23 protein-coding genes and 3 pseudogenes are annotated in these 26,241 nt (G+C 44.0%); 18 read left to right on the forward strand and 8 right to left on the reverse strand.

The window, feature by feature from the left end:
- Nucleotides 1-32: 32 nt before the first annotated feature.
- On the reverse strand, nucleotides 33-917 hold the full coding sequence (locus JCM19039_RS14520) for a DMT family transporter (protein WP_042428433.1): 885 nt from the start codon (nucleotides 915-917) through the stop codon (nucleotides 33-35).
- A 78-nt stretch (nucleotides 918-995) separates the two neighbouring features.
- Between JCM19039_RS14520 and JCM19039_RS14525 the strand changes: the two genes are divergently transcribed.
- The 8 genes and pseudogenes from JCM19039_RS14525 to JCM19039_RS14550 all read left to right on the forward strand — a co-directional run bounded on the left by JCM19039_RS14525 (nucleotide 996) and on the right by JCM19039_RS14550 (nucleotide 7,684).
- Nucleotides 996-1,643: a GntR family transcriptional regulator gene (locus JCM19039_RS14525; protein WP_042428436.1), complete on the forward strand. Its 648-nt coding sequence runs from the start codon at nucleotides 996-998 to the stop codon at nucleotides 1,641-1,643.
- 129 nt (nucleotides 1,644-1,772) lie between these two features.
- Nucleotides 1,773-2,045, forward strand: coding sequence for an autorepressor SdpR family transcription factor (locus tag JCM19039_RS14530; protein WP_081834549.1), 273 nt, complete (start codon nucleotides 1,773-1,775; stop codon nucleotides 2,043-2,045).
- Nucleotides 2,042-2,653, forward strand: coding sequence for a hypothetical protein (locus JCM19039_RS14535; RefSeq protein WP_042428439.1), 612 nt, complete (start codon nucleotides 2,042-2,044; stop codon nucleotides 2,651-2,653). The genes JCM19039_RS14530 and JCM19039_RS14535 overlap by 4 nt, the downstream gene beginning before the upstream one ends.
- A gap of 357 nt (nucleotides 2,654-3,010) precedes the next feature.
- Nucleotides 3,011-3,652, forward strand: a complete 642-nt coding sequence (locus tag JCM19039_RS26630) for a sorbosone dehydrogenase family protein (protein ID WP_052398837.1) — start codon at nucleotides 3,011-3,013, stop codon at nucleotides 3,650-3,652.
- Nucleotides 3,649-3,963 (forward strand): sorbosone dehydrogenase family protein, encoded by a 315-nt coding sequence (locus JCM19039_RS26635; RefSeq protein ID WP_052398838.1) that lies wholly within the window; start codon nucleotides 3,649-3,651, stop codon nucleotides 3,961-3,963. The genes JCM19039_RS26630 and JCM19039_RS26635 overlap by 4 nt, the downstream gene beginning before the upstream one ends.
- Nucleotides 3,945-4,337, forward strand: coding sequence for a hypothetical protein (locus tag JCM19039_RS22330; protein ID WP_052363744.1), 393 nt, complete (start codon nucleotides 3,945-3,947; stop codon nucleotides 4,335-4,337). Before JCM19039_RS26635 ends, JCM19039_RS22330 begins: the two co-directional genes overlap by 19 nt.
- 284 nt (nucleotides 4,338-4,621) lie before the next feature.
- The gene (locus JCM19039_RS14545) at nucleotides 4,622-6,733 is read left to right on the forward strand and encodes an ATP-dependent Clp protease ATP-binding subunit (RefSeq protein ID WP_042428629.1); all 2,112 of its coding nucleotides are present in this window, start codon (nucleotides 4,622-4,624) and stop codon (nucleotides 6,731-6,733) included.
- Nucleotides 6,734-6,851: 118 nt separating this feature from the next.
- Nucleotides 6,852-7,684, forward strand: a pseudogene (locus JCM19039_RS14550) (DegV family protein).
- A 49-nt stretch (nucleotides 7,685-7,733) separates the two neighbouring features.
- Here JCM19039_RS14550 and JCM19039_RS14555 read toward each other — a convergent pair.
- The 5 genes and pseudogenes from JCM19039_RS14555 to ilvD form a co-directional block, all read right to left on the reverse strand.
- Nucleotides 7,734-9,425: a TRAP transporter permease gene (locus tag JCM19039_RS14555; RefSeq protein ID WP_238545073.1), complete on the reverse strand. Its 1,692-nt coding sequence runs from the start codon at nucleotides 9,423-9,425 to the stop codon at nucleotides 7,734-7,736.
- Nucleotides 9,412-9,696 (reverse strand): hypothetical protein, encoded by a 285-nt coding sequence (locus tag JCM19039_RS25745; protein WP_238545074.1) that lies wholly within the window; start codon nucleotides 9,694-9,696, stop codon nucleotides 9,412-9,414. The genes JCM19039_RS14555 and JCM19039_RS25745 overlap by 14 nt, the downstream gene beginning before the upstream one ends.
- 7 nt (nucleotides 9,697-9,703) lie before the next feature.
- On the reverse strand, nucleotides 9,704-10,192 hold the full coding sequence (locus JCM19039_RS22335) for a DUF1850 domain-containing protein (protein ID WP_052398839.1): 489 nt from the start codon (nucleotides 10,190-10,192) through the stop codon (nucleotides 9,704-9,706).
- Nucleotides 10,185-11,159, reverse strand: coding sequence for a TAXI family TRAP transporter solute-binding subunit (locus tag JCM19039_RS14565; protein ID WP_042428442.1), 975 nt, complete (start codon nucleotides 11,157-11,159; stop codon nucleotides 10,185-10,187). Before JCM19039_RS14565 ends, JCM19039_RS22335 begins: the two co-directional genes overlap by 8 nt.
- A 118-nt stretch (nucleotides 11,160-11,277) precedes the next feature.
- Nucleotides 11,278-12,892, reverse strand: a pseudogene (gene ilvD / locus JCM19039_RS14570) (dihydroxy-acid dehydratase).
- A 324-nt stretch (nucleotides 12,893-13,216) separates the two neighbouring features.
- Between ilvD and JCM19039_RS14575 the strand changes: the two are divergent.
- From JCM19039_RS14575 to JCM19039_RS14595, 5 genes are all read left to right on the forward strand, one after another.
- A complete protein-coding gene (locus JCM19039_RS14575; RefSeq protein ID WP_042400257.1) occupies nucleotides 13,217-13,897 on the forward strand; it encodes a GntR family transcriptional regulator in 681 nt (226 codons plus the stop codon).
- 18 nt (nucleotides 13,898-13,915) lie between these two features.
- Nucleotides 13,916-15,028 (forward strand): citrate synthase, encoded by a 1,113-nt coding sequence (mmgD, locus tag JCM19039_RS14580; RefSeq protein WP_042428447.1) that lies wholly within the window; start codon nucleotides 13,916-13,918, stop codon nucleotides 15,026-15,028.
- A gap of 22 nt (nucleotides 15,029-15,050) precedes the next feature.
- Nucleotides 15,051-16,487 (forward strand): bifunctional 2-methylcitrate dehydratase/aconitate hydratase, encoded by a 1,437-nt coding sequence (locus JCM19039_RS14585; protein ID WP_042428450.1) that lies wholly within the window; start codon nucleotides 15,051-15,053, stop codon nucleotides 16,485-16,487.
- A 12-nt stretch (nucleotides 16,488-16,499) separates the two neighbouring features.
- The gene (gene prpB / locus JCM19039_RS14590; RefSeq protein WP_042428453.1) at nucleotides 16,500-17,420 is read left to right on the forward strand and encodes a methylisocitrate lyase; all 921 of its coding nucleotides are present in this window, start codon (nucleotides 16,500-16,502) and stop codon (nucleotides 17,418-17,420) included.
- Between the two features lie 1,570 nt (nucleotides 17,421-18,990).
- Nucleotides 18,991-19,422, forward strand: coding sequence for a hypothetical protein (locus tag JCM19039_RS14595; RefSeq protein WP_042428457.1), 432 nt, complete (start codon nucleotides 18,991-18,993; stop codon nucleotides 19,420-19,422).
- A gap of 26 nt (nucleotides 19,423-19,448) precedes the next feature.
- On the opposite strand, the gene JCM19039_RS14600 is transcribed toward JCM19039_RS14595, so the two are convergent.
- A complete protein-coding gene (locus JCM19039_RS14600; RefSeq protein WP_042428460.1) occupies nucleotides 19,449-19,673 on the reverse strand; it encodes a hypothetical protein in 225 nt (74 codons plus the stop codon).
- A gap of 572 nt (nucleotides 19,674-20,245) precedes the next feature.
- Here JCM19039_RS14600 and JCM19039_RS14605 point away from each other — a divergent pair.
- The 5 genes and pseudogenes from JCM19039_RS14605 (at nucleotide 20,246) to JCM19039_RS14625 (ending at nucleotide 25,738) form a co-directional block, all read left to right on the forward strand.
- Complete coding sequence (locus JCM19039_RS14605; RefSeq protein ID WP_042428463.1) at nucleotides 20,246-21,181, forward strand: rhodanese-related sulfurtransferase; 936 nt, start codon at nucleotides 20,246-20,248, stop codon at nucleotides 21,179-21,181.
- 11 nt (nucleotides 21,182-21,192) lie between these two features.
- Nucleotides 21,193-21,792 (forward strand): nitroreductase, encoded by a 600-nt coding sequence (locus tag JCM19039_RS14610; protein ID WP_042428466.1) that lies wholly within the window; start codon nucleotides 21,193-21,195, stop codon nucleotides 21,790-21,792.
- A gap of 190 nt (nucleotides 21,793-21,982) precedes the next feature.
- Nucleotides 21,983-22,870, forward strand: coding sequence for a TetR/AcrR family transcriptional regulator (locus JCM19039_RS14615; RefSeq protein WP_042428470.1), 888 nt, complete (start codon nucleotides 21,983-21,985; stop codon nucleotides 22,868-22,870).
- A gap of 31 nt (nucleotides 22,871-22,901) precedes the next feature.
- Nucleotides 22,902-24,304, forward strand: a pseudogene (locus tag JCM19039_RS14620) (MDR family MFS transporter).
- A gap of 45 nt (nucleotides 24,305-24,349) precedes the next feature.
- Nucleotides 24,350-25,738, forward strand: coding sequence for an MDR family MFS transporter (locus JCM19039_RS14625; protein WP_042428472.1), 1,389 nt, complete (start codon nucleotides 24,350-24,352; stop codon nucleotides 25,736-25,738).
- A gap of 13 nt (nucleotides 25,739-25,751) precedes the next feature.
- Here JCM19039_RS14625 and JCM19039_RS14630 read toward each other — a convergent pair whose 3' ends face one another.
- On the reverse strand, nucleotides 25,752-26,234 hold the full coding sequence (locus JCM19039_RS14630; protein WP_042428475.1) for a flavin reductase family protein: 483 nt from the start codon (nucleotides 26,232-26,234) through the stop codon (nucleotides 25,752-25,754).
- Nucleotides 26,235-26,241 lie beyond the last annotated feature (7 nt).

The raw sequence follows: 26,241 nt of genomic DNA on the forward strand, positions 1-26,241 counted from the left end.
CGTAGTGTGCGTTGATCTTCATAAGCAAAAGGCTAGCTTGGCTCTTTGATTTTGTACATGCTACTCTGACTTCGGAGAAAGAGATATATGCCAGTGATGATTAGAACCCCTCCGATCAGCTCAACGGTAGTGAACATTTCGCCGAGGAAGATGGCGGCCAGTGTCGATGCACCAATTGGCTCACCGAGTGTGCTAATGGACACCGTCGTTGTGTTTACGTAGTTAAGCAACAAATTGTAGATTAAATGGGCACCTGTTGGAAAGATAGCGAGCAACAAAAAGATGAGCCAATCATGACTTGTATATCCGGTAAACGGAACATTTTGTACAAGGTTAAAACCAACCATAAACAGTGCGGCAAACATGAAGACGATAAAGCTGTAAACCCAGTGATTTACGGATTTTACCGTTCGTTGTCCGATAAGTAAATACAAAACGACCGAAAACACACTTAAGAAAGACAATAAATTTCCGTACATCACACCAGGTCCAAGGTTCACATTGCCACCTGCAACAATGATGACGCCAATGAAGGCGATGCTTAATGTAACGATCGTCGATTTATGGATTCGTTCTTTAAAGAATAAGAGGCCGCCAATGAGGGCGATTGCAGGCTGTAAACATAAGATGAGTGTTGAACTAGCTACTGTCGTATGATTCAAAGATTCAAACCATAAACCAAAATGACCTGCAAGGAACAGGCCGGCAAATGACAATCTCAACCAGTCCATGCCCGATATTTTTGTGAAACTGTGCCGCTCTTTGAAGACAAACGGGATAATGAGCATGCTACCGAGAAGCATCCGATACATTACCATCACGGTAGAAGGCGCATCAGAAAGCCGTACAAAGATAGCTGACAATGAAATACAAATAATTGTGAACAACAGCAACCCATTAATCGTTTTTGCACTCATCGTATCACCTGAAATCTTGAATTTTTAGAGTATAATTGATATATTACATATTAATATATGTGCTGTAAAGGTGGTCTTATGAAAAAAATTGAACGAAGCTCGATGCGTTTGCATGCGTATGAAATGATTAAACAGGCAATTATTACTGGAGACTTGGCACCTGAAAGGCGGGTTCGTGACGCCGAGCTCTCAGAATTACTCGGCATTAGTCGCACCCCTGTGAGGGAAGCAATATTGCGCTTAGAAGATGAAGCTTTTATTGTAAGCAAGCCAAATAGTTACACGATGGTTGCGCCAATTGACCTTGAAGAAGTAAGGGAAGCCTATACGATCGTTGCATCGCTAGAAGCGTTAGCTGTTCGAGAAATAGTGAAGCATTGCAATCAAACAGACATCAAAACGCTTATTGATTTAAATGCTGATTATGAGCGAGCGCTTCAGCGTAAACAATCCATTGAAGCGCTGGAAGCTGACTTGGCATTTCACGGCGCGATTGTGCACATTGCAAAAAACGACACATTAATTAAGATTTTAACCCCGCTAAGAGATAAGATTGTACGGGTTGAGTACCATTATTTTAATGATCATTCACCAAAAGAAAAATCGTATCAAGAGCACGAACGAATGATTGAAGCGATACAACAAAAGAATGAATCGGTAGCCGTTCAGCAAATTCAAGAAAACTGGATGAATAGTTTAGAGTACTTGCTAACAAATTATAAATAAGCATGTACAAGGTCAGGCGCAGATCTGCTGATAAATGAAATCTGCGTCTTTTTGTTGCATTTGTGATTAAGTACAAGTATGATGTGTATAATTAGATAATTAACTAATTAAATAAGGCGGAGTTGCACAGTGAACCCAACAGCAATTTTTAAAGCTTTGGCTGACGATACGAGACGGCAAATGATTGAAATGTTGAGAGAACGTAATCATTCTGCTGGAGAATTCGCAGCCGTATTTAACATGTCCAAGCCAAGCATTACAAACCACTTAAACATTCTTCATGGAGCCAACCTCGTCTATCGGGAGAAAAAGGGGCAGTATGTTATCTACTCCTTGAATATGACGTTGTTGCAAGAAGCAATGCTTTGGTTGCAAAAAATGAGTAAAGGGGAGGAAAAATGAGTAGAGTGTGGGGTTTTTTATGGCTAGCAAGTTCAGTCATAGTCATGACAGTCGTCGTTGTATTTGGGGAAAGTGTACAACATGTTGGCACAATGTTTACTGGGGAGCCGGTTTGGATTCATCAGTTTGGTGTTGCGGTCATCTTTCCAGCAATCATTGCGGTTTTAAGTGTGCTAAATATTATTATAACAAAGCAAATAAAAGGTAAGCATGAGAAAATGTTTACGCATATTCTCAATCAAGTTGCATTTTTCATAGTAGGTGTTCAAATCGTCATTACTTTATTTGCATATGCAATCGTCACTAATCCAATTGCAATAATTGGGATTCTTGTCGCTTGGTTGTATATGATGATTGGAAACTTGCTTCCGATTCTCGATCGTAATTACTCTTGGCCAAGAAGAGCCGCGCTAATAAAAGAACGAGATGTTCGCGTGATTAGTCGCAAAGTAGGGATTGTTTTCGTTGGAGCGGCACTCTTTTTGTTGCCAATATTGTTCGTTCCTGTAGATTATCAAGCCATTTATTTGAGTCTCGTTTTGACAGGCAGTGCCATCGTGAAAGTGTTTATCGTAGTAACCGAGCAAAAACGTTTTATCATCAAATAACGAATAATTAAGGAGTTTTAAAATTAGAATGGTAAATATAAAGAATGAAAATAGGTTCACAATACAATGAAAGTCACAATAATTTACAAAGTGAAAATATGCTACAATGATTAGATTATTAGTTGAATTCGCTATATTAAAGTGGCAGGTACAAATGATTGACTTTCGACTCAAGTTCGGGCAATATATGCTTGGGTCGACGTTTTAATGTGCATAGCAGATGACGAAAATTCGCGTATTTAGTTCTAAGATAAACGGATGTTTACCATACAATTTCACGCATAAATATAGTATTATCTGTGTACATTAATTGTCGAGCTAATCCAACATAGACGTACAGAAAAGGGGTAAAGCACGATGAAGAAATGGTTAGTAGCAAGCAGCTTTCTTTTGTTACTCACAGCTTGTGGTACCGATGATGAAGGTACAGCTGATGAGCCACAAGATGACAGTGATCAAGACACTGTAGAAGAAACAGAAGACATGGACGATGACGAAGGTGATGATGAAGAAGGCAGCACAGTCTTAGATGAGAATGACGAGGGTGTAACGGTTCTTGCAGAAGATCTAGAAACACCTTGGAACATCGAAGAAAATGACGGCACTTTCTACATCACTGAAAGAAGCACTGGTGAAATCGTTCATGTCACTGAAGACGCTCAGGAAAGCTACCCTGTTGAATTCAGCGATGAGCTATACACAGAGATTGAAGCGGGTCTCATGGGTATGGCACTAGCACCAGACTTTGACGAAACAAATGAAGCATTCATCTATTACACGTATGGTGATGAAGATGAGGCTTTCAACAAAGTTGCTCGCGTCGCTTTTGATGAAGAAGAAGGCGTATGGACTGAAGAAGACGTACTGCTTGACGAAATCCCTGGATTCAGGATCCACAGTGGTGGCCGTATCGCTATTGGCCCAGACGATCTTCTTTACGTAGGTGTTGGGGACGTCGATGAGATTCACGGTCAAGAAGGCGATACTGAAGCGCGATGATTGCTCAAGACGAAGACAGCTATGCGGGTTCAATTCTTCGTATGAACCTTGATGGTTCAGTACCAGAAGGCAACCTTGAAGAAGATTCTCACGTGTATACGTACGGTCACCGTAACCCGCAAGGTCTAACTTGGGGCGAGGATGGCACGATGTATGCGACTGAGCACGGACCAACAGGTCACGATGAGTTAAACATCATTGAAGGTGGAAACAACTACGGTTGGCCAGTAATCTGGGGTGACGGTGAAGAAGAAGGCATGGAATCACCACTCGCTCACGCTGGTAAAAACACTTGGCACCATCTGGTGTAGATTATCTTGATGGAAACTTGTACTTTACTGCACTTGCAGGTTTAGGTGTTAACGAATACAACATTGAAACAGGTGAGATCACGCAAATCGTATCAGGCTTTGATCGTGTACGTGACGTAATGATTACAGATGATTCAATGTACCTCCTTACTCACAACACGGATGGTCGTGCAAGCGGACATGATAACGACGACCGTCTCGTACAACTTAATCTTGACGATGTTCTTGCAGGAAACTTCCAAAACGAAGATGCTGATTTGAAGAACGATGAAGATGTAGAATCAGGTGCTGAGCATGAAGAAGAGTTGCACGATGAAGACTCTGAAGAAGATGCAGATGAAGATTCTGAAGAAGATGAAGAAGACGCTGAATAATTGCTGAAAGTTGTTCCACGAGGGATTAGTCCCCGTGGAACAACTTTTTTTGTATGTACTATTGAAACTTCCTTATTTCTACGCATTTTCATCTTTTTTTGAATTAGAATTGCAGTTGTAATAATGATCCATTTCGTTCATTATTGTTCCTTTCTCTCAAATAAAATTAAAAAAACACTTGAAAGTCAAAGATAGTCAAATTATAATAGGAGTACGGAAAGGTTAAATATAGTCAAAGTCAATATTAGATTATCGATATACACAAAGGAGAGTGAAGGATAATGATGAGATGTGATCACTGTCAAACGAATCAAGCGCGTGTACAATTGCGCATGAACATTAATGGAAATCAACGAAAAATGAGTCTTTGCCAATCTTGTTATCAAGATTTGCGAAATCAGATGCATCAACCTTCAGGGCAAGGTGCCTCTCCAATGAATTTCATGAATGGTGATACGACTAATCACCACGTTCGTGCTGAAGCAACAGACGAGAAACAAGGTGGCGGTTTATTAGATGAATTAGGGAAAAACCTCACAACGGACGCTTTAAATGGACAGATTGATCCTGTGATTGGTCGAGATCATGAGGTTGAGCGAGTCATTGAAACATTAAATCGGAGAAATAAAAACAACCCAGTACTCATCGGTGAGCCTGGCGTAGGGAAAACAGCGATTGCGGAAGGTCTAGCCCTTCGAATCGTTAACGAAGATGTTCCGAAGAAGCTAAAAAATAAACAGATTTATCTATTGGATGTCACATCGCTTGTGGCTGGAACAGGCGTCCGTGGACAATTTGAAGAACGGATGAAACAACTTATTCAAGAAATGAAAATGCGAGATGACGTCATTTTGTTCATTGACGAGATTCATCAAATCGTTGGAGCAGGTTCTGCAGAAGGTTCTTCAGATGCAGGGAACATCCTTAAACCAGCGCTCGCTCGCGGTGAAATGCAGTTAATTGGCGCTACGACACTTAATGAGTACCGCAAAATTGAAAAGGATGCTGCACTTGAACGACGTTTCCAGCCGGTGATAGTTGATGAGCCAACAAGAGAAGACAGCTTGAAAATTCTAAACGGGTTAAAGCCTTATTATGAAAAGTACCATGAAGTGACGTATACGCCTGAGGCAATTGAAGCCACTGTCATGTTGTCTGATCGCTATATTCAAGATCGTTTTCTGCCAGACAAAGCGATTGACTTGATGGATGAGTCTGGTGCGAAGATGAACCTGAAAACATCCGAGTTAAGCACAGACGATATTACCGAGCGTCTCGAAGACATTCGTAAAGAAAAAGAACAAGCAACTTCGGATGAGAATTATGAGCGTGCAGCAGAGCTTCGCACTGAAGAATTGCAACTGATTGACAAACAACAGTCAAAAGCTGAAGGTATTAGGCAACAAGCAGTTGTTGATATCGAAGACATTCAACAGCTTATTGAAGCAAAAACTGGCATCCCTGTACGTCGCTTGCAAGCGGATGAACAGCAAAAGATGAGAGATTTGCCGGATAGGCTGAATGCAAATGTTATCGGGCAAGATCAAGCAGTTAGCAAAGTATCTAAAGCGATTCGTCGAAACCGAGCCGGTTTACGACGAGGCACACGTCCGATTGGTTCATTCTTATTTGCTGGACCGACAGGTGTCGGCAAAACGGAGCTGACGAAACAGATTGCTGTCGAGTTGTTTGGAGAAAAAGATGCGATGATTCGCTTTGATATGAGCGAATACATGGAGAAGCATGCCGCATCTAAACTCATCGGTTCACCACCTGGCTATGTTGGTTATGAGGAAGCTGGACAGCTGACAGAGCGCGTGCGGAGAAAACCATACAGCATCATCCTTTTAGACGAGATTGAGAAGGCTCATCCAGACATTCAACACATGTTCCTTCAAATCATGGAAGACGGTCGTCTTACCGATTCTAAAGGTAGAACCGTTAGTTTTAAAGATACGGTCATTATTATGACGACAAATGCAGGTACCGGTGTAAAAACACCGACGGTAGGCTTCGGTGCAGATGATGTGAAAGGCGATGAACAGTTAATCAACGGCCTAAAAGATTATTTTAAACCGGAGTTCTTAAACCGTTTTGATGCAATCGTCCAATTCAACGATCTTCAGAAGAAAGATCTCGTTTCCATTGTCGATTTGATGCTTGAAGATGTTATTGCGTCCGCAAGTGAACAAGGGATTCGTATAGAGGTTATGAAAGAAGCGAAAGAAAAAATCGTTAATATCGGCTACGATCCAGCGTTTGGTGCAAGACCTCTTCGAAGAGTGATTGAGGAATATGTCGAAGACGGTATTGCCGACTTAATGTTAAACACCGAAGATTACAGCCAACTTGTCGTTACGGTGGAAGATGATAGGGTCATTGTGAACACTAAATAATGGAAAAGACTTGAGAACATCTGCATGTTCTCAAGTCTTTTTTTCTCATTTATATTCCGCTATTCTCCTGTTACTGTTACACTAAGGAAAGTAGTCCTAAAGGGTAGGAGTGGAAGGAATGACAAACATTAAAATTGTGACAGACTCAACAACGGATCTTCCTAAGGAGATCATTGATGAGCTTAAGATTACGGTTGTGCCTTTAACCATTCATATTGATGACCAAACCTTTGTTGACGGGGTAGATTTAAGTCCAGAGGATTTTTTGCCGATGATGGCAAAAGCAGAACAGCTACCAAAAACCTCACAGCCGTCAATCGGTGAATTTATAAACAAATACGAAGAACTAGCCGCAGACGGCAGTCAAATCTTGTCGATTCATATGACATCAGGCATGAGTGGGACGTACCGGGCAGCGAGCATGGCTGCCGAACAGGCAAATGCTGATGTAAAGGTAATCGATTCGACGTATATTGCAAGTGCACTCGGGTTTCAAGTCGTTGAGGCAGCGAAGCTTGCTAAAGAAGGTAAACCATTGCAACAAATTGTTGCGAGAATTGAAGAGATTAGAAATAACTCGAAGTTATTCGTTGTTGTAAGCACTCTTGAGAATCTTTTAAAAGGCGGAAGAATTGGAAGAGGGAAAGCTTGGATTGGCTCTCTCTTGAAATTAAAGCTATTGCTGCATTAGAAGACGGAGTGTATACGCCAGTAACAAAGGCAAGAACACAAGCGCAAGTAGTACAAACGTTGCTCTCTCACTTCAACAAAGATACCGAAGGCAAAAAAGTAAAAGGCGTTAGCATCTCACACGCAAACGGTCTGGAACTTGCCCATAAACTCCGCGATAAATTAAAAGAGCATTCCGTGTCGATTCAGACGACTACTCCAGTCATAAGTACCCACACTGGAGAAGGTGCGATTGGTTTTACGTATTATACGGAATCCTAAGACGCATATTACAAGCCCGCTGTCATCTTGACAGGCGGGCTTTTGTGTTTTAAACTTCTGCAGTGTGTGGTGGCTTCTTTTTTGATCTGATGAGCCATTGAAGAAGCAAGATGGCTAAGAGGATTACGACAGCAATTGCGTCTGTCATAAGCGCTGGATGTAAAAACAGCAACGACCCACCTGCCATGATCAGTCGGAACAGAACATTCAATCGACCGAGTAAATAACCTTCTGCTGCAATGCCAAGCATAACCACTCCGATAACAGACGTAATAATAACCCCGAAGGATTCCATAAATGTCGTACCGATCATGAGGATTTCGTTGTTATACACAAACATGAACGGAACGATAAACCCTGCAATTGCGAGTTTCATTGCCATAAACCCGGTCCGCATTGGACTGCCTCCAGAAAGTCCGGCGGCTGCAAATGCGGCAAGAGCAACCGGTGGCGTGATATTTGCAAAAATTCCAAAGTAGAACACGAACATGTGAGCAACAATTGGAGGAATGCCTAGTTGTACGAGTGCTGGGGCGGCCATCGTTGCGGTAATAATATACGCAGGTATACTTGGCATCCCCATCCCTAACACAATACATGCGATCATTGTAAAGAGAAGTGTTAAGAATAGACTTTCTCCACCAATGGATACAATGGCATTGGCAAGGTTTAACCCGAACCCAGTGATGGTAGCAATCCCAACAATAATGCCAACCGTAGCACAAGCGATTGCGACGGATACCGTGGTGCGTGCCCCGTTTTCGAGCGCATCAATAAAGTCTTTTACACTCATGCGCGTCGATTTTCTGAAGAAGCTCACAATAATTGTGACGATAATCGTCCATGCTGCTGAAAAGATGACAGTCGTTCCGCTAAAGAAGAGCATGTAGATTAGAAAGATGATCGGCAGTAAGAGGTGTCCGCGCTCTTTTAACACGTCGATGACACGCGGCAGTTCACTACGAGGAATTCCTGATAAATTCAGTTTCGTCGCCCGAATGTGAACTTGTGTAAGAATCCCAATGTAAAAAAGGAGTGCTGGCAATATCGCAATTAATACGATATCGGTGTACGGAACACCAAGGGTTTCGGCCATAATAAAGGCAGCAGCCCCCATGACCGGCGGCAGAATTTGCCCACCGACCGATGCGGAAGACTCGACTGCACCTGCAAAGTTCTTGTTATAGCCGATTTTTTTCATAAGGGGAATGGTGAATGCCCCGGTTGTAACGACGTTTGCAATTGCCGAGCCGTTAATGCTGCCTAAAAACCCACTTGCAACGACAGAAACTTTTGCTGGGCCTCCTTTTGCGTGCCCAGTAAGTGCGAGTGCCAAGTCGTTAAATAGCTGTCCCATGCCTGTCTTGGCTAGAAATGCGCCGAACAAGATGAACAGTACAATATAAGTAGCAGAAACACCAATTGCTGTTCCGAGTATGCCTTCGGTCGTCGTAAACAGCTGATTGGAAATCGCGTCCCAATCATACCCTCTATGTCTGAATATCCCTGGCAAATCTCTACCGAACAGTGCGTACAGGACAAATAGAAAGGCAAGAATAGGCAATGCCCAGCCGGTGACACGTCGGCCAGCTTCAAAGACGAGAGCGATTAATAGCGTGCCAAAGATCACATCGGTCGTTGTTGGCAGCCCGCCCCTTGTTACAATTTCGGTATAGTTCACAAATAAATAAATGGTCGAAGGAAACGACAAGAGTGCGAGTAACAAATCATACCACGGCAAGCTTTGCGACTTGCTTTTTTTGTTGCTGGAAATAACAAAAAGATAAGTACAAGCACCGCTGAAACGTGAAGGGCGCGGTGGACAAGTACGTATACTGGTGTCCTGTAAAAGCGGTAATAAGGTGATAGAGAGAGAAAGTTACAGCAATAATGGTCACGATTAGGACGAGCCATTTGTTTTTAAAACTTCGAAATCTTGATTCAGTATCATACTTCTCGAGAATTTCTTGTTGCTGATCGTCAAGTGGTTGTTCTTTAAAAGTGCTTGTCAATCGTACGTCACCTCGTTCCTTTAGCTTCAATTGCCATTTCAATCGGTTGGTGATGAGGAAGGTCCGCCCAGTGAACAATGGACGAACCGTTTTTGTGCAAAGCAAATTGCGCATCGTGAGAATGGTACCAATTGTATGTTTCGTACGTATCCTCCTCAGTATGGGTTGTTACGATATATCCGTCTTCAACACGCGTATCACCACGACCGTATGCAGCCGTGCCTGCACCGTACGATTGAAAACGTGATTCGGTTAATGAGAAGGAGCCATCCGTTTTTACGAGCAATGTTTCTTCCCATGGGGTTTTCTCTACGGAATGAATCCAACGTAACGTGAATTCGTCTCCAGGTTGAACGGGAAATTCCATAAACACCTCATCGGTACGCGGGTGATATAAAGTGAGGGTACTATTATTTGTGAAAAGAAACATACCGACCCCACTAAAAAGTACAACGACCAACGAGACGATGATAAGTGGACGTTTGACGTTAATCAAGCAAACCTTCTTCTTGGAAGTATCGTTCTGCACCTGGATGTAATGGGATGTTAACCCCTTCTTGGAAGTTTTCGATCTCAATATCTTGGGCTGCATCATGGGAACTTTTAATTTGTTCTAAATTTTCGTAAAAAAGTTGCGTCAATTCATAAACTTCATCTTCTGAAAGTTCAGGGTTAGGAATAAGTAGGTTCGTAATTGACGGTGTTTGAATGTCTTCTTCGTTATCATACGTACCTGCGGGTACAGTATCTTCAATAAAGAATGGGTAGTTGTCTTGAAGGTAAGCCATGGCGTCATCTTCAATTGGAACGACGGTAACGTCATGGGTACTTGCAAGATCCATCGCGGCAGAGTTTGGCACACCACTTGTGACGAAAGCAGCGTCGAGCATCCCATTACGCATTTGATCTATGGCTTCACCGTAAGGCAAATAATCCGCAGAAATGTCATCATACGTCATGTCATGCGCTTCAAACATCATTCTCGCATTTAATTCTACACCGGAGTTTGCATCCCCAACAGCGACTCGTTGACCTTCAAGGTCAGCAAACGTGTCAATGCCAGAATTTGTCGTCGTGATGACTTGTACAACATTTGGGTACAAACCAGCGATGGCGACGAGGTTGTCTTGTGGATCTTCACCATCGTAGGCACCGAATCCCTCATATGCCTGTTCTACGGTGTCGGCCATCACAATTGCTAATTCCGCTTGATCACTTTGCAATAAGTTAACATTTTCAACAGAAGCCCCAGTTGCTTGAACGGAAACATCGTGTCCAGCGTTTTCATAAACACTTGCCATTGCTCCAGCAATCGGATAGTAAACACCGGATGTCCCACCAGCTGCTATGGTTACGAATAGGTCATCGACATCTCCGTCAGCAGAGTCATCGCCGTTCCCGCAAGCGCTTACAATTAGCGCCGCACTAGCAAGTGCAAAAGTTGATGCATATTTCTTAAACATATGAAGCCCTCCTCCTAGTATAATATTCACAATATAATATATTTAAACAATAATCAATATGAATAAATCGTGTAGAGAAAAAGAGTAAAATGACCAGTTGGCCATTTTACTCTATCGGTTATTTTGAAAAGTCGTCAGTAATTGCCCCCTTGGAAGCAGTGGAAACGAGCGCGGCGTATTTGGCGAGCACGCCTGTTTTGTAGCGAAGTTCTGGTGCTTTCCAGTTCCTTCTTCTCGTTTCTAGTTCTTTTTCGTCTACTTCCATTTGCAAAAGGTATTCATCACTATCAATCGTGATCGTGTCACCGTTTTCTAGTAGCCCGATTGGGCCACCGACTTGCGCTTCAGGTGCCACATGACCAATAACAAAGCCGTGGGACCCACCGGAGAAACGGCCATCGGTAAGGAGAGCGACTTTCCCACCAAGTCCTTTTCCAACAAGCATAGCGGTAAGGGAAAGCATTTCAGGCATTCCTGGACCACCTTTTGGTCCAACGTAGCGAATGACGAGTACATCTCCAGCTTCGATTTCATTGTTCATGACCGCTTCTGTCGCTTTGTCTTCGTTATTAAAGACTTTAGCAGGTCCTTGGAAGCGTGTAATGGATTGTCCCGACATTTTCGCAACCGCACCTTCGGGTGCGAGGTTTCCTTTTAAGACGACGAGGGGACCGGTTTTCTTCTTCGGATTAGAGAGAGGCATAATGACGTCTTGCCCGTCATGCAGTGCCTCGGCTTCGGCTAAGTTGTCTGCCAACGTCTTTCCAGTGACAGTCATGCAGTCTCCGTGCAAGAGACCCGCTTCAAGCAACAGCTTCATGACCGCTGGAACTCCGCCGACGTTATTCAAATCTTGCATGACGTAGCGACCGCTCGGTTTTAAATCGGCAATGTGAGGAACGTTTTGACGCACACGCTCAAAGTCGTCATAATCAAGGTCCACATCGACGCATGTGCCATCGCAATGAGATGAAGGAAGGCATTCGTAGAACCACCGAGTGCCATGACGACTGTAATCGCATTTTCAAACGCTTCTTTCGTCATAATGTCCCGTGGGTAAATGCCTTTTTCTAATAACAAGTTTACCGCTTCGCCGGCACGTTTTGCTTCGTCTTCTTTCGCTCCTGCAATGGCAGGGGTAGAGGAAGAACCAGGGAGGGACATGCCCATCGCTTCAACGGCTGAGGCCATCGTGTTCGCCGTGTACATCCCACCACATGCACCTGCACCTGGACACGCACTGCACTCGACTTCATGCAACTCTTCATCGGTAATCTTTCCGACTTGATGTTGGCCGACCGCTTCAAATGCAGACACAATATCCACGTCTTTACCGTGCAGCTTCCCAGGTTGAATCGTTCCTCCGTACACGTACACGGAAGGGACATTAATGCGACCCATCGCCATCAAACAAGCGGGGGTGTTTTTGTCACAGCTGCCAATGGCAACGAGGCCGTCTAGACGCTCTGCATTCATGACCGTTTCAATGGAGTCGGCAATTACCTCACGACTTGGCAGGGAGAAGAACATGCCTCGTGTCCCATGCCAATTCCATCAGATGTTGTTATCGTATTGAAAATGAGCGGAGCACCGCCATTCTCAGCACCACTCTTCGCAGAAATGGCGAGTTTATCCAAATGTACATTACAAGGAGTGACTTCACTCCATGCGCTTGCCACGCCAATCATCGGCTTTTTAAAGTCTTCATCTTTAAATCCTACCGCTCTTAGCATGGCGCGATTGGGCGCACGATTCGGACTTTCGCTAATAATGCGGGAGCGGATGCGTAAATCTTTGTCTTTACTCATGAGGATACATCCTTTCTACGTCTGTTCAATGGATTTCTTGTTATGTACGCCTTTTCGTTGTTGAAGTTTTCTGAACATGTAACGAAGCATCGACAAACAAGGTTAGTACAATTTTAGCTGAAAAGCTCGAATTTTTGTAGTGCTTTACAGAAGAAAAGAGATGTTGACAGAAAATTAAATTTGTATACAATTATATTATAATACTTCAGCAAGTGAACTGAGGTGGTTGTACACAAAGGAGCATCGGCTGTGAAAAAAACATCTAAGCGTTTATCTGCTGCTGATTATGCTTATGAAGTGTTGAAAGAACGAATTATTGAACTCCAGTATCAACCAGCAGAGCATCTATTGGAAGACCAACTGGCGAAAGATCTAGAGATTAGCAGAACGCCGTTAAGGCAGGCATTGTACCGACTAGAGCTTGAAGGTTTGGTGAATAAACAAGCAAATGGACGGATGATTGTGACCCCTGTTACGCTTGAAGAGGCGAGAGAAGTGTTTGTCGTTCGTGAGATGATGGAAGGTCTCGTCGCAAAGGAAGCATCCGAGCGGATGAGCCAAGATGATCTGTATCGGTTGGAAGATACGATCGAACTCATGAAACGAGCGGTAGAGAGAGCGCGTTCGCAAGATTTCTTAAAACACAGCGAAGAGTTTCATGGAATTATCCAAGAGTGTAGTCATAACGATACGGCCAAACGCTTTCTTCTACAATTGGAGAATAAGGTGGACCGGTATCGGCGCATTAGTGGGTACAAAAACCCCGCATATGCATTGAACACTCCATTGGAAGAACACATTGAGATACTGCAATTTCTTAAAGAGAAAAGCAGTAAGGAAGTCGAAGATCTCATGCGTGCGCATATTCGAAGAAGTTTGAAGACGATTGAAGAGACGATTGCAACAAATTCATCTTCACATTCATTCTGATGAAAGAGGTGCAGTACGATGAAGGAACAAACAGTGATTCCCGGTTTAGACGGTGTCATCGCAACAGAAACCGATGTATCTTATCTTGATGTAGAACAAGAAGAGATTGTCATTAAAGGCTATGATCTTATTGAGCTATCAGAAAAGCTTACGTATGTTGAACTGGCGTACCTATTGTTTAACGGGAAGTTGCCAACAGACCAAGAGCGGCTGGAGTTTGAAAGCGCTTTAAAGGAGTCGTATGCACTTCCTGACAATTTCTTGAAATTGTATGAGTACTTGCCGAAAGAAACGAATGCGATGGATGCACTTCGTACTGGAATTTCTGCTTTAGCCGGTTTTGAAGAGAAGCTCGAAGACCGCTCCACAGATGCGAACCGGGAGAAGTCGCTTCGTCTTCTCGCGAAGATTCCTACTATTGTCGCGAATAGCTATCACAAACTAGAAGGAAACGAGCCGGTGGAACCGTTAGAGAATTTGCCATTTAGCAGCAACTTCTTGTATATGATTACCGGAAAAGAGCCGACAAAGCTTGAGGCAGAAGTGTTTGACCAATCTCTTATGGTGTACAGTGAGCATGAAATGCCGAACTCCACGTTTACAGCTCGGGTGATTGCTTCAACACAAGCCGATATGTATGGGGCGTTTACTGGCGCTGTTGCTTCACTTAAAGGAAGTCTTCACGGCGGAGCAAACGAAGCGGTCATGCACATGTTGCTTGAAGGCAATACGACTGAAGGTTTTGAGAAACTGCTTTATGACAAATTAAAGAATAAAGAACGAATCATGGGATTTGGGCATCGCGTGTATATGAAGAAGATGGACCCGAGAGCGACGCTCATGAAAAAAGCGTTAAAACGACTTGCAAAAGAGCGAGGCCGTGAAGACCTCGTTGAGATGTGTCAGCGTGGGGAAGATATTTTGCGTGAGGAAAAAGGGCTGTACCCGAATTTAGATTATTACGCAGCACCTGTTTATTATTTGCTTAACATCCCAATCCCTCTCTACACACCCGTGTTTTTTGCAGCACGTGCCGTCGGTTTAGGGGCACACGTCATTGAGCAACATGACAACAATCGTCTATACCGACCGCGTGTGAAATATACAGGTCCAAGAAACTTACACCCATAATCATTGAAAGGATGAGTAATCAATGGATATTAAACTAAATGAAAAGCCATTAGTAGATGAGGTATTGTTACAAATTGCAGACTATGCCGTTAACGGAGAGATTTCAAGTGAAGAGGCGATGGATACGGCGAAGCTCGTGCTCATGGACTCACTCGGATGTGCGTTTCTTTCCCTTCGCTACCCTGAAGCGACGAAACACCTTGGCCCGATCGTACAAGGAACACAAGTACCTAATGGGGTTCGCGTGCCAGGAACACAATTTGAGTTAGACCCTGTACAAGGTGCGTTCAACATTGGAACGATGGTTCGTTGGCTTGATTACAACGATACGTGGCTAGCGGCGGAGTGGGGACACCCATCGGATAACTTAGGTGCAATTCTTTCTGTTGCGGATTACATTAGCCGCGCGCGAGTGGCAAAAGGCGAAGAGCCGCTCACGATGGAAGATGTGCTAAAAGCGACAGTGAAAGCGCATGAAATTCAAGGTGTATTGGCACTTGAGAACAGCTTTAACCGTGAAGGTTTGGACCACGTGCTCCTCGTAAAAGTAGCGTCTACCGCTGTCGCTACGGCAATGCTCGGTGGTACAGAAGCACAAGTTGCTGATGCGGTTTCTCAAGCATGGGTCGATAATTCCAGCTTACGTACGTACCGTCATGCACCAAATGCCGGCTCTAGAAAATCATGGGCAGCAGGTGATGCCACGAGCCGTGCCGTTCGTTTAGGACTGATGACGATGAAAGGTGAAATGGGTTATGCGAGTGCGCTAACCGCTCCAAAATGGGGCTTCCAAGACGTATTGTTTAGCGGCAATTCATTAACGATTGCTCGTCCATTTGGGAGCTATGTGATGGAGAACATTTTGTTTAAAGTATCGTTCCCAGCAGAGTTTCACGCGCAAACGTCTGCCGAAGCCGCGGTACAGCTTCACCCTCAGATCAAAGATCGCATTGATGACATTCAAGAAGTGAAAATCACAACGCACGAATCAGCGATCCGGATTATTGATAAAACCGGTCCACTTCATAACCCAGCTGACCGTGATCATTCCTTACAATATATTACAGCAATCGGTCTCATTTATGGTGAGCTAACCGCAGATCACTACGAAGATGATGTGGCAGCAAACCCACAAATTGATGCACTTCGTGAGAAGATGTATACTGTCGAAAACGAGCAATACAGCAAAGACTATCTTGATCCAGAGAAACGTTCGATCGCGAACGCCGTTCAAGTCATTTTCAAAGACGGATCGAAAACAGAAGACATCGCGATTGAGTATCCGCTCGGTCATCGTCGTCGCCGGGAAGAGAGCATTCCGTTCCTTGAGAGCAAATACAAAGATACACTTCACACCCGCTTCCCACAAAAGCAAGCGGATGAACTTTTCCAACTTTTCCAAGATCCTTCGTTTGAGAAGCTCGGCGTGCATGAGTTTATGGAGAAATTTACGATATAGGAGTGAGTTTTCATGAGTTGGGTTGTGAACAATCATAGTAGTCAACAAGAATTGTCTGAACGGTTCCAGACACTCATCCAACAAGAAAAGATTTTGCAAATGCCAGGTGCTCATGACGGGATGAGTGCGCTCATGGCGAAGAAGACGGGGTTCGAGGCATTGTATCTTTCAGGTGCAGCTTTCGCGGCGAGCCAAGGGCTCCCGGACGTGGGCTTCATCTACTCAAATGAAATTGCCGACCGTGCACAAGAGCTCGTTCGCGCAACCGATTTGCCAGTATTGGTTGATATTGATACGGGCTACGGTGGTGTGATTAACGTCGCAAGAGCGGCTAAAGAAATGGTCGAAGCTCGGGTTGCTGCTGTACAAATCGAAGACCAAGCGTTGCCGAAGAAGTGTGGACATTTAAACGGCAAGCAACTCGTTAGTGTAGAAGACATGGCAGCCAAAATCAAAACACTAAAAGAAATTGCACCGAGCTTAATCGTCGTCGCTAGAACGGATGCAAAAGCTGTTGAAGGAAAAGAAGAGGCACTCGAACGCATTCGTGCATACGTCGATGCAGGCGCCGATGCCATCTTCCCAGAAGCCCTCGTAAACGAAGAAGACTTCAAATATTACGCGGATCATATTTCGGTACCGTTGCTCGCCAATATGACAGAATTTGGGAAGACGCCGTATTTCACAGCGGACCAGTTCGAAAACCTCGGCTTTTCAATGGTCATCTATCCGGTCACATCGATGCGAGTCGCCGCCAAAGCATACGAACGAGTATTCGCTGAGATTTATGCAAATGGCACACAAAAGGACCACTTAGACGAGATGCAAACGAGAGCAGATCTGTACGAGACCATTCAATACTACGATTATGAAAATCTTGACGATCAAATCGCAAAAACCGTTCTTCCTGTCGTCGGGAAAGAACAGCGATAATGTGAGAAAAGGGGTTGTCTCAAAAGCCTCTAAAGTAAAATCGGAGTACAGATCGCTTATGATCTGTACTCCGATTTTTGCATGTATGTTCTTTCTGTATACCGTTTTGACGAGCAAGTCATTGTGGACCATTCCGACTGATCGGAATGAAAGGGAGTGCCTTCTGCGGACGAGTCCTCACAGGTTATAGAATGAACGGAAGACATTTATTGGATACAAGAATGTAGAGGTTCCATCGTGATTTCATACGAATGGACCGTTATGACAAAAGTGGAATAACTCCAATGGTGTTTATACCGGGTGGGGCAGAGCATGGTCCGCAATGCGCGCGCTAGTTTTCACTTTCTGCGATCAAGCTTGCTCTTTTTAGTGATTTTAGCGCTTATTTCGTAAAACTTGCGTGCAGTTTGTTCCAACTGGAGCGCAGATTGGACTAAACCTAACCCCTTACGACCAGTCGGCCTCAACGGGACCGAACCGAAATCGGTCTCGATTCGGCGCGACTCGCGTCGACAGCATCTTCGGTGTTCAAATCGGGGTTCGGGGCAGGGCGTGCGACTCAATCTTCATGGCGGTGCGTTGTGGACGAATGTGAGTGCCGTTTTGGAACTAGATTGCCGTTCATTTTCTTTAAAGGGCTAAATCTGGTTCCATTAACGGATGTTTGGAAGTAGATGCCGATCAATTGGAATCAGAAAGTGACAAAACGGTCACTTCTGAGTGAATCTGATTCCAATCGGTAATCTTTGGAACTAGGCCGCCCATTCCGCACGAGGATTCGGTCAACTAGGGCGTTGCGAATGTAGAAAACCCACCATAAAACCGTTGATTGGAATTTTAAATGTTCAACAAGCAAAAGTACGAGTATACGGATTCCAATTTCCCTATGCTATGTACCGTGCAAGATGTTGGGCTAATATCTTACCATAGAAACTCCTATGGTAAGATTTCTCTTCTTTTCCGCACCTGGGTGTTGCGAACCTTACCATAGAAACTGAAAATCTCACCATAGAACATACAATGGTAAGATTTTAGTTAAATCGGCTTTCGGAATGGAAGAAATCCTACCATAGCTAGGAGCCACTCCGAGGTTTCCTATGTAAAAGTGCCAAGGCACTAAAAATCGTAGCAATTTCTACACCTCTCATACACACCACCCGACCTATTTCGGTTTTCCAAATTTCAAATTATCATCGACATGGTCGTAAGACTGAGGAGCTCATCGGTTTCTTCTCATTAATGAAAACACGGTGGCCGTCTTTTGGCCACCGGTGTCGCCCTTATACTCCAGAGAGAAAGCATCCGCCTGCAATGGAAATGAATAACCCACACTGGTTTTAGCTATCCGGAATCCTTTAACTGATTCAAGTTGTGATATTCATTCATAGAAAAAGGGGCTGTGCCCTAGGTTTATTCTAAGACCTTATGGGATAGCCCCTTTTTGTTTTCTCAGAAGTTCCGTTACATCGTATGATTATTTTAAAGGATTAGCGGTTCATTTTGGAGAATATTGCAGGAGCGGACTGGCACTATGCACATGCATCGATCTTTAGACGCAGGAGGTCGTAAAATGATTCGATTTATCAAACGTGCAACGCCCAGTTTCATCGTGTTGTTAATTGCGTCAGCGATATATATTTGGTTTTGGGATATGAATCGACAGAGCACGATCGCAGATGAACTTCAGGAGATTGAAGAGTCATTCGGCCCGTTTGACGACGTGCAACTAATTGATATGGATTCAGGGAAGCGTGTACGTAATCAAGGGGAACTGGTCAATTTCCTACAGCAGATTGGTGATGTAGACATCATTCTCACCGATGAACCGAGAAGGGATCTTGTATATGAATTTGTGTTTCGAAACGACGAAGATAATATAACTACTCTGTGGACGATCTATGAAAATGGTGTATATTTCATCTCGAATACTAATTATGTAGCGACCGATGCCGATGATAATTTAATCAAGCAAATTGAAAATGCTGATTTTCATTGGGAATAGCGGTTCGACATGTAAGTTAAATTCCGTTAGTCTCCACTCTCAGCGACAATTTCATACGACCAAGATTCGCTGTCTTTAAACTCCTCGTCCAATATGGATAGAACATCATTTAAATCTTCTTCTAGCGCATTGAATGTTGAATAGGAGATGTAGAACGTTCCTTCACCAGAATCTGGATTTATCTGGCCGTATGTAGATACGACTCCCATAGGGTGTTTTTCGTGGAGATGTTCATTTTGCACAGTATCCACTGGGTGTCTCATACCGGGTTGATCGCTATACTCAATAAACAAGTAAGGTTCTGTAATATGATCAGGTTACGGTTCACTCGTTACATTGTACCCAAATAATAATCCAGCAAAGCAGACGACGAGCACGATCGATATGACTGCTTTTTTATTCATAGCACTCTCCCTGGTAATCTATAGTAGTTAGATTTTTTGTATGAATCGTCCATGGCGACACCCGTTAGGTTATGCGACCAGGAATGAGGTAGAGATTTATCGAATGCGTCTCCTCCTGTATAACGGATGTATGGACTATGGATGAAAAAAATTCCTTTACAAACCGTTCAGGGATTTTTTTGTTGTGTACACCTAGTTTAGCATGTCACTGGATTGTGACAAATGGGCTGAACATGAAGCGAACACGTGTGAAACACGGTCCGAGTTACGGTGAGCTTCTTAGCTCGTGAAATGAGTGATGCCCTTTTTGAGGTGCTTGTCATGAATTGTGATGGGTTTTCTGATATAATAATACAGGTTTGACCCCACCCAGGGGTACAATGACATCACTGCAAGATGTACATTCGGAGGGAAAAACGATGAGTAAAGACTATCGTGTATTGTTGTATTACAAATATGTTGATCTGCCAGATTATGAAACGTATGCAGAGGAACATTTACAGTTTTGTAAAGAGTTAGGGTTGCGGGGTAGAATAATCGTCGCACCTGAAGGTATAAACGGGACCGTATCGGGTACGGTTGAGCAAACGGATGAATATATGAAACGCGTAAAGTCCGATGAACGTTTTCATGATATGTGGTTTAAAATAGACGACGTCGAGGAACATGCATTTAAGAAGATGTTCGTGCGTCCGAAGCAAGAGCTTGTTACGTGGCGTTTAGATGAAAAAATTGAAGTAAGTCCTAATGATAAAACGGGCAAGTATTTAAGTCCGAAAGAATTTCATGATGCGCTTCTTGACGAAGATACGATTGTCATTGATGGGCGTAATGACTATGAATATGAAATCGGTCACTTTCGCAACGCCATTAAACCGGAAGTGAATTCTTCGAGAGAATTTCCGGAGTGGATTGATGAAAACTTGGCTGATCTTAAAGATAAACGTGTCGTCACTTATTGTACTGGCGGGATTCGTTGTGAGAAACTGACTGGCATTCTCATGGAAAAAGGGTTTGAAGACGTGTCACAGCTGCACGGTGGCGTCGTGAACTATAGTCAAGATGAAGAGGTTCAGGGTCGTTTGTTTGACGGAAAGCTGTACGTGTTTGATGAGAGAATTTCTGTCCAAGCGAATCATACCGATGAAGATGTCGTGATTGCGAGCTGTCACCATTGTGGGACAACAGAAGATCGCTATATCAATTGTTCCAACCCTGAATGCAACCGGCAATATGTATGTTGCACAGCGTGTGAAGAAAAAGAACAAGCGGCTTGTTCGAGCGAATGTAAAGAACATCCGCGCAACCGCTGGCCGCAAATTAAAGACACGTATGCAGCGAAAGAAGCTTACTAGGAGGAATCGGTGTGGATGTTTTTGAAGCGATTCAATCGAGAAGAAGCGTAGGGAAAGTTGACCCACATGAACTTGTCGATAAGGAAACGTTAAAGCGAATTCTTGAAGCAGGAACTTGGGCACCTTCCCACTATAAAACCGAACCGTGGAAATTCTTCGTGCATACAGGCGAAGGAAGGCGTTCTCTCGGGAAAGTACTTCGCAGCATTGCCCGAGAAAAAATGGACGACGAGCTTTCTGATAAAGATTTGGAGAAGCTTGAGAGCACAGAGAACAAACCGTTCCGTGCACCGATCGTCGTTACGATTGCTGTGGAACCGAGTGCGAAAGATAAAGTGATCGAGATTGAAGAGTATGCAGCTGCGCATGCAGCCGCCCAAAACATGTTGCTTGCCGCTCACGCACTCGGGCTAGGAGCGATTTGGCGCTCAGGCAAACCAATGTATCATAAGAAAGTACGTGATTTCTACAACCTCTCTGAAGACGGCAATATCGTTGGATTTATCTATCTAGGGTTTCCGAAGTCCGACAAAGAAAAGTCAGGCAAGCGTGTCCCTCATGAGGCAAAAACGACGTACATTCATGAAGAGATCGAGCGTATTGAATCGTGATATAGCTAAGCTTAACGAAAGGCGTGGAAGTGTGGATCAATGTTGATCCGCACTTCCCGTTTTTTGTAGAAGAAAAACTACTTCGTATGTAGAAATAAATAAATTGACAGCCGTTCACCGTGTAGGATAGCATTAAAACTGAGCGGTTTTCATAAAACCGATAAGTCAGCACATGAATGAGTGAGATAAGATGAAAGATAAAATTATTAAAGAATCACTTCATCGGTTTTCGATAGACGGATACTACAACACCTCTATGCAATCCATTGCTCAGAATTGTGGAATATCAAAGGCATCACTGTATAAGTACTTTGCATCGAAAGAAGACCTGCTCCTTCAGGCGTTTGAATACAACTTGGAGCAAATGTTACTGAGAGCAACAACGCTACAAGTTGACCCACAAAAATCACCGAGAGAACAGCTTATCGAAAAAATTGTTTCTGAGTTAGAGTCGACGAAAGAGCATCGCCCGTTCATGCACCTCGTTTTGCGGACGGCACCGCCGAAGAAAAATGCTGAGCTTATGTCGATGTTCAAGCGGACCCGTGCGCTTCTGATGAATTGGCATTATGACAGTTTAGAACAGATGTATAAAGGAAATTATCGCGGAAACTTATGGGACCTTGTTGTCATGTTTCAAGGGACATTACGAGAGTACACAAGTCTAATGGTCGACGAACATAAATCCTTAAACTCACATGACGTTGCACATAAAGTCGTCGAGTTTGTTGAAGCCGCTGCACCTGTGCAGTTTACCAATCAAGCATTGCTCTCTGAAGAGATGATGAATGATTACGCAACGTATCGATTTGATGAAGACTTTGAAGGCATTGAAGCACATAAACGTACGTTATGTTGGCACATCCAAGACACGGTCGAGAGAGAAGCGTCGGCAAAGGATCGTTCCAAACTTATTGATGCCGCGGCGAAGCTTACTGAGGAAGCAACTCACGACAATCCAAGACAGTTTATGATTGAGTCTTTAGGCCGCTACCTCGCAGACTCCGTCTCGATATCGTCAGAGCTTCACACCCTTCAACAACTCATTGCCGCACAACACGCTCATTTTCAAGAGTAGACCGTATTAACTTAAGAAAAGAAGGAATAACATGAGTACACAGTCATCAATAGCGAACACTCGTTCTATGGTTGCCATCCTTTTGGCAGCTGCGTTTATGGCGATCTTAAATCAGACGTTGCTAACGACCGCCTTGCCCCACATCATGCGTGATTATGGGATTACAGCAGACATGGGACAATGGGTAAACTCGGCCTTCATGTTAGTAAACGGTGTGATGATTCCGATCACCGCATTTCTCATTGAGAAATATACAACGAGAAGGTTGTTTTTTGTCGCCATGGGGTTGTTCGCAGTCGGAACACTCGTCTGTGCAATTGCACCTACGTTTGGAGTGTTAATCGCTGGCAGGGTCATTCAAGCAGGTGGAGCTGGAATCATGATGCCGCTTATGCAAACGGTATTGCTGCTCATTTTCCCCGTTGAAAAACGAGGGTCAGCCATGGGAATGGTCGGCCTTGTCATTGCCTTTGCACCAGCCATTGGTCCGACATTATCTGGTTGGCTCGTCGGCATTTACCATTGGTCAATTTTATTTTGGATTATTCTTCCATTAGCATTGATTACAATTGCTGCGGCAGCCATACGATTAGAAAATGTATCGATTCTTAAAAACCCGAAGTTAGATATCACATCCATTATTTTGTCTTCATTTGGCTTTGGTGGAATTTTATACGGGTTTAGTTCTGCGGGCACTGCAGGGTGGGCGAGTGCGACCTTCCTCATCCCTGTTGTGATAGGTGCTGTAACATTGACGTTGTTTATTCTCCGTCAATTAAAGCTCCCGCAACCGGTGTTAGAATTTCGGGTATTTCGCTATCCAGTATTTTTACTCACAACCATCATCGGGATGATTGTATTTATGTCAATGATTGGATCTCAAACCATCTTGCCTGTTTACATGCAGGATATGCATGAGTTTACCGCATTTGAAACAGGCCTTATGCTATTACCAGGAGCAATATTAATGGGAATTATGTCCCCGATCACTGGACGAATTTTTGATCGGATTGGGGCGAGGACGTTGTCTTTACTTGGCCTCGGCATGATTACAGTGACAACCTTTATGCTCACGCAACTTTCGACAGACACATCGTTTCTATACTTGACGCTCGTATCAACTGTGCGCATGTTAGGGATCGCCCTTTGTATGATGCCTGTCACAACAGCGGGCATTAACAACTTGCCGAACTCATTAATTCCCCACGGGACGGCTATGAACAATACGATGAGGCAAGTGGCGGGAGCATTGGGACCGCGCTCCTTGTTACAGTAATGACACAAGGGGCCGTTTCAGACGGTTCAATGGAGGGGGCCGTCCGCGGCGTGAATTTAGCCTTCTTACTTGCAGGATCCCTCTCTGTTGTTGGATTGCTGCTTGCCTTTTTGCTCAAAAGAAAACCAACTGAACCGAGCGACTCGATGAATGCGTAGCCCGAAAGGGTGCGCCTTCATGGTATCGGTTGAGGGGAGTTACATATGGGAGATCAACAAATGCAACATATCAAAAAAGCACCGATCGTTACAGTTCTCCTTATCGGTGCTTTTGTCGCGATATTAAATCAGACTTTACTGACAACGGCGTTGCCTCACCTAATGAGTGACTTAAATATTACAGAGAATGAAGCGCAATGGGTGACGACGGTGTTTATGCTTGTAAACGGCATTATGATTCCGATTACAGCATTTCTTATTGAGAAATTTTCCACTCGTCGATTATTTTTGACAGCAATGGGTTTATTTGTGTTCGGAACGCTCGTCTGTGCGCTTTCTCCGGTATTCTCAACGCTTATGGTTGGAAGAGTCATTCAAGCATCGGGAGCCGGAATCATGTTGCCGTTAATGCAAACATCGTTTCTTTTATTGTTTCCTATTGAAAAGCGAGGAAGTGCGATGGGGATGGCAGGGCTCGTCATTTCATTTGCTCCGGCAATCGGGCCCACCTTATCTGGATGGCTCGTTGAAGACCACCATTGGTCAATCTTATTTTGGATCATTTTGCCTATCGGTATTGTGAATACGATTCTTGCGTATTTTTTCTTGAAAAATATTGCGACCATTCGTGAGCCGAAGCTGGACATTCGCTCCATCATCTATTCAACTTTCGGTTTTGGTGGATTGCTACTCGGGTTCAGTTCTGCCGGTGATGGCGATTGGACAAGTTTACATGTGTTAGTCCCAATCATCGTCGGAGCGGTAACATTATTCGTGTTCATCAGAAGACAATTCCGTTTGGACCAACCGATTCTTGAGTTTCGCGTATTTCAATCACGCACCTTCACGTTCTCAGTGCTCATCGGGATCATTATCTTTCTATCCATGATTAGCTCGGCAACCATTTTGCCGATCTATATGCAGAATATGAATTCTTTTTCAGCGTTTGAATCAGGGCTTATTCTTCTTCCTGGTGCCATCATGATGGGGATCCTGTCACCGATTGCAGGTCGAGTGTTCGATAAAATCGGAGTCAGGTACTTAGCTATTCCTGGTTTATTTCTCATTTTTATCTCGTCTGTCATGTTCACGAATTTGCAGGCAGACACGTCAGCCACATATTTGAGTGTAGGTTATGCCATTCGCATGGTCGGAACTGCAATGGCGATGATGCCCATTACAACCGCAGGGATTAATGATTTACCGAGAGTACTCATTCCCCATGGTACGGCGATGAATAATACGCTAAGGCAAGTCGGCTCATCAATTGGAACGGCACTGTTTGTCACCATTATGACGACCGCCACGGTTAGCGCTTACGCAACCGAAGTCGAATCACTCATTTACGGTGTGAACATGACGTTTATTATCGCGTCGGTGTTGGCTGCGATCGGTTTTGTGCTCACCTTTCAATTCAAGAACAAAGATAAATAGAAAAACCACAGCGCTACTGCTGTGGTTTTTCATTCAAAGAACGATATGCGCCTCGGTAGTAGACGAGTGGATCTTTAGCGTCTTTGTCGCTTAACTGCATGTTCTGAACTTCGCCAATAAAGATCGTGTGGTCGCCAGCTTCTACCTCATCGTATGTGGTGCACAAGAGTTGGACCATCGCTTCTGGAATGACGGGATAGCCGTTAAAGTCAGCAAAAGCAAACTGCTCTTTACCTGGAACTTGATTTGCAAACAACTTCGAAATGTCTTCTTGCGACTTGTCGAGAATATTGACAGCAAATCGTTTCGACTGAGTTATTTTTTTGTACATGTTCGTTCGATGATCAACAGAAATGGCAATGAGTTTGGGCTCTAATGAGATGCTCATAAACGCATTCGCTGTCATGCCGTGAATCTCTCTGTTATTTTCAGTCGTGACAACGGTTATTCCTGTTGTAAAGTTCGCCATCGCACGACGGAATAGATGATCGTCCATGTCAGAC

Source organism: Geomicrobium sp. JCM 19039, from assembly GCF_000698145.1.
Classification (GTDB): domain Bacteria; phylum Bacillota; class Bacilli; order Bacillales; family Marinococcaceae; genus Geomicrobium_A.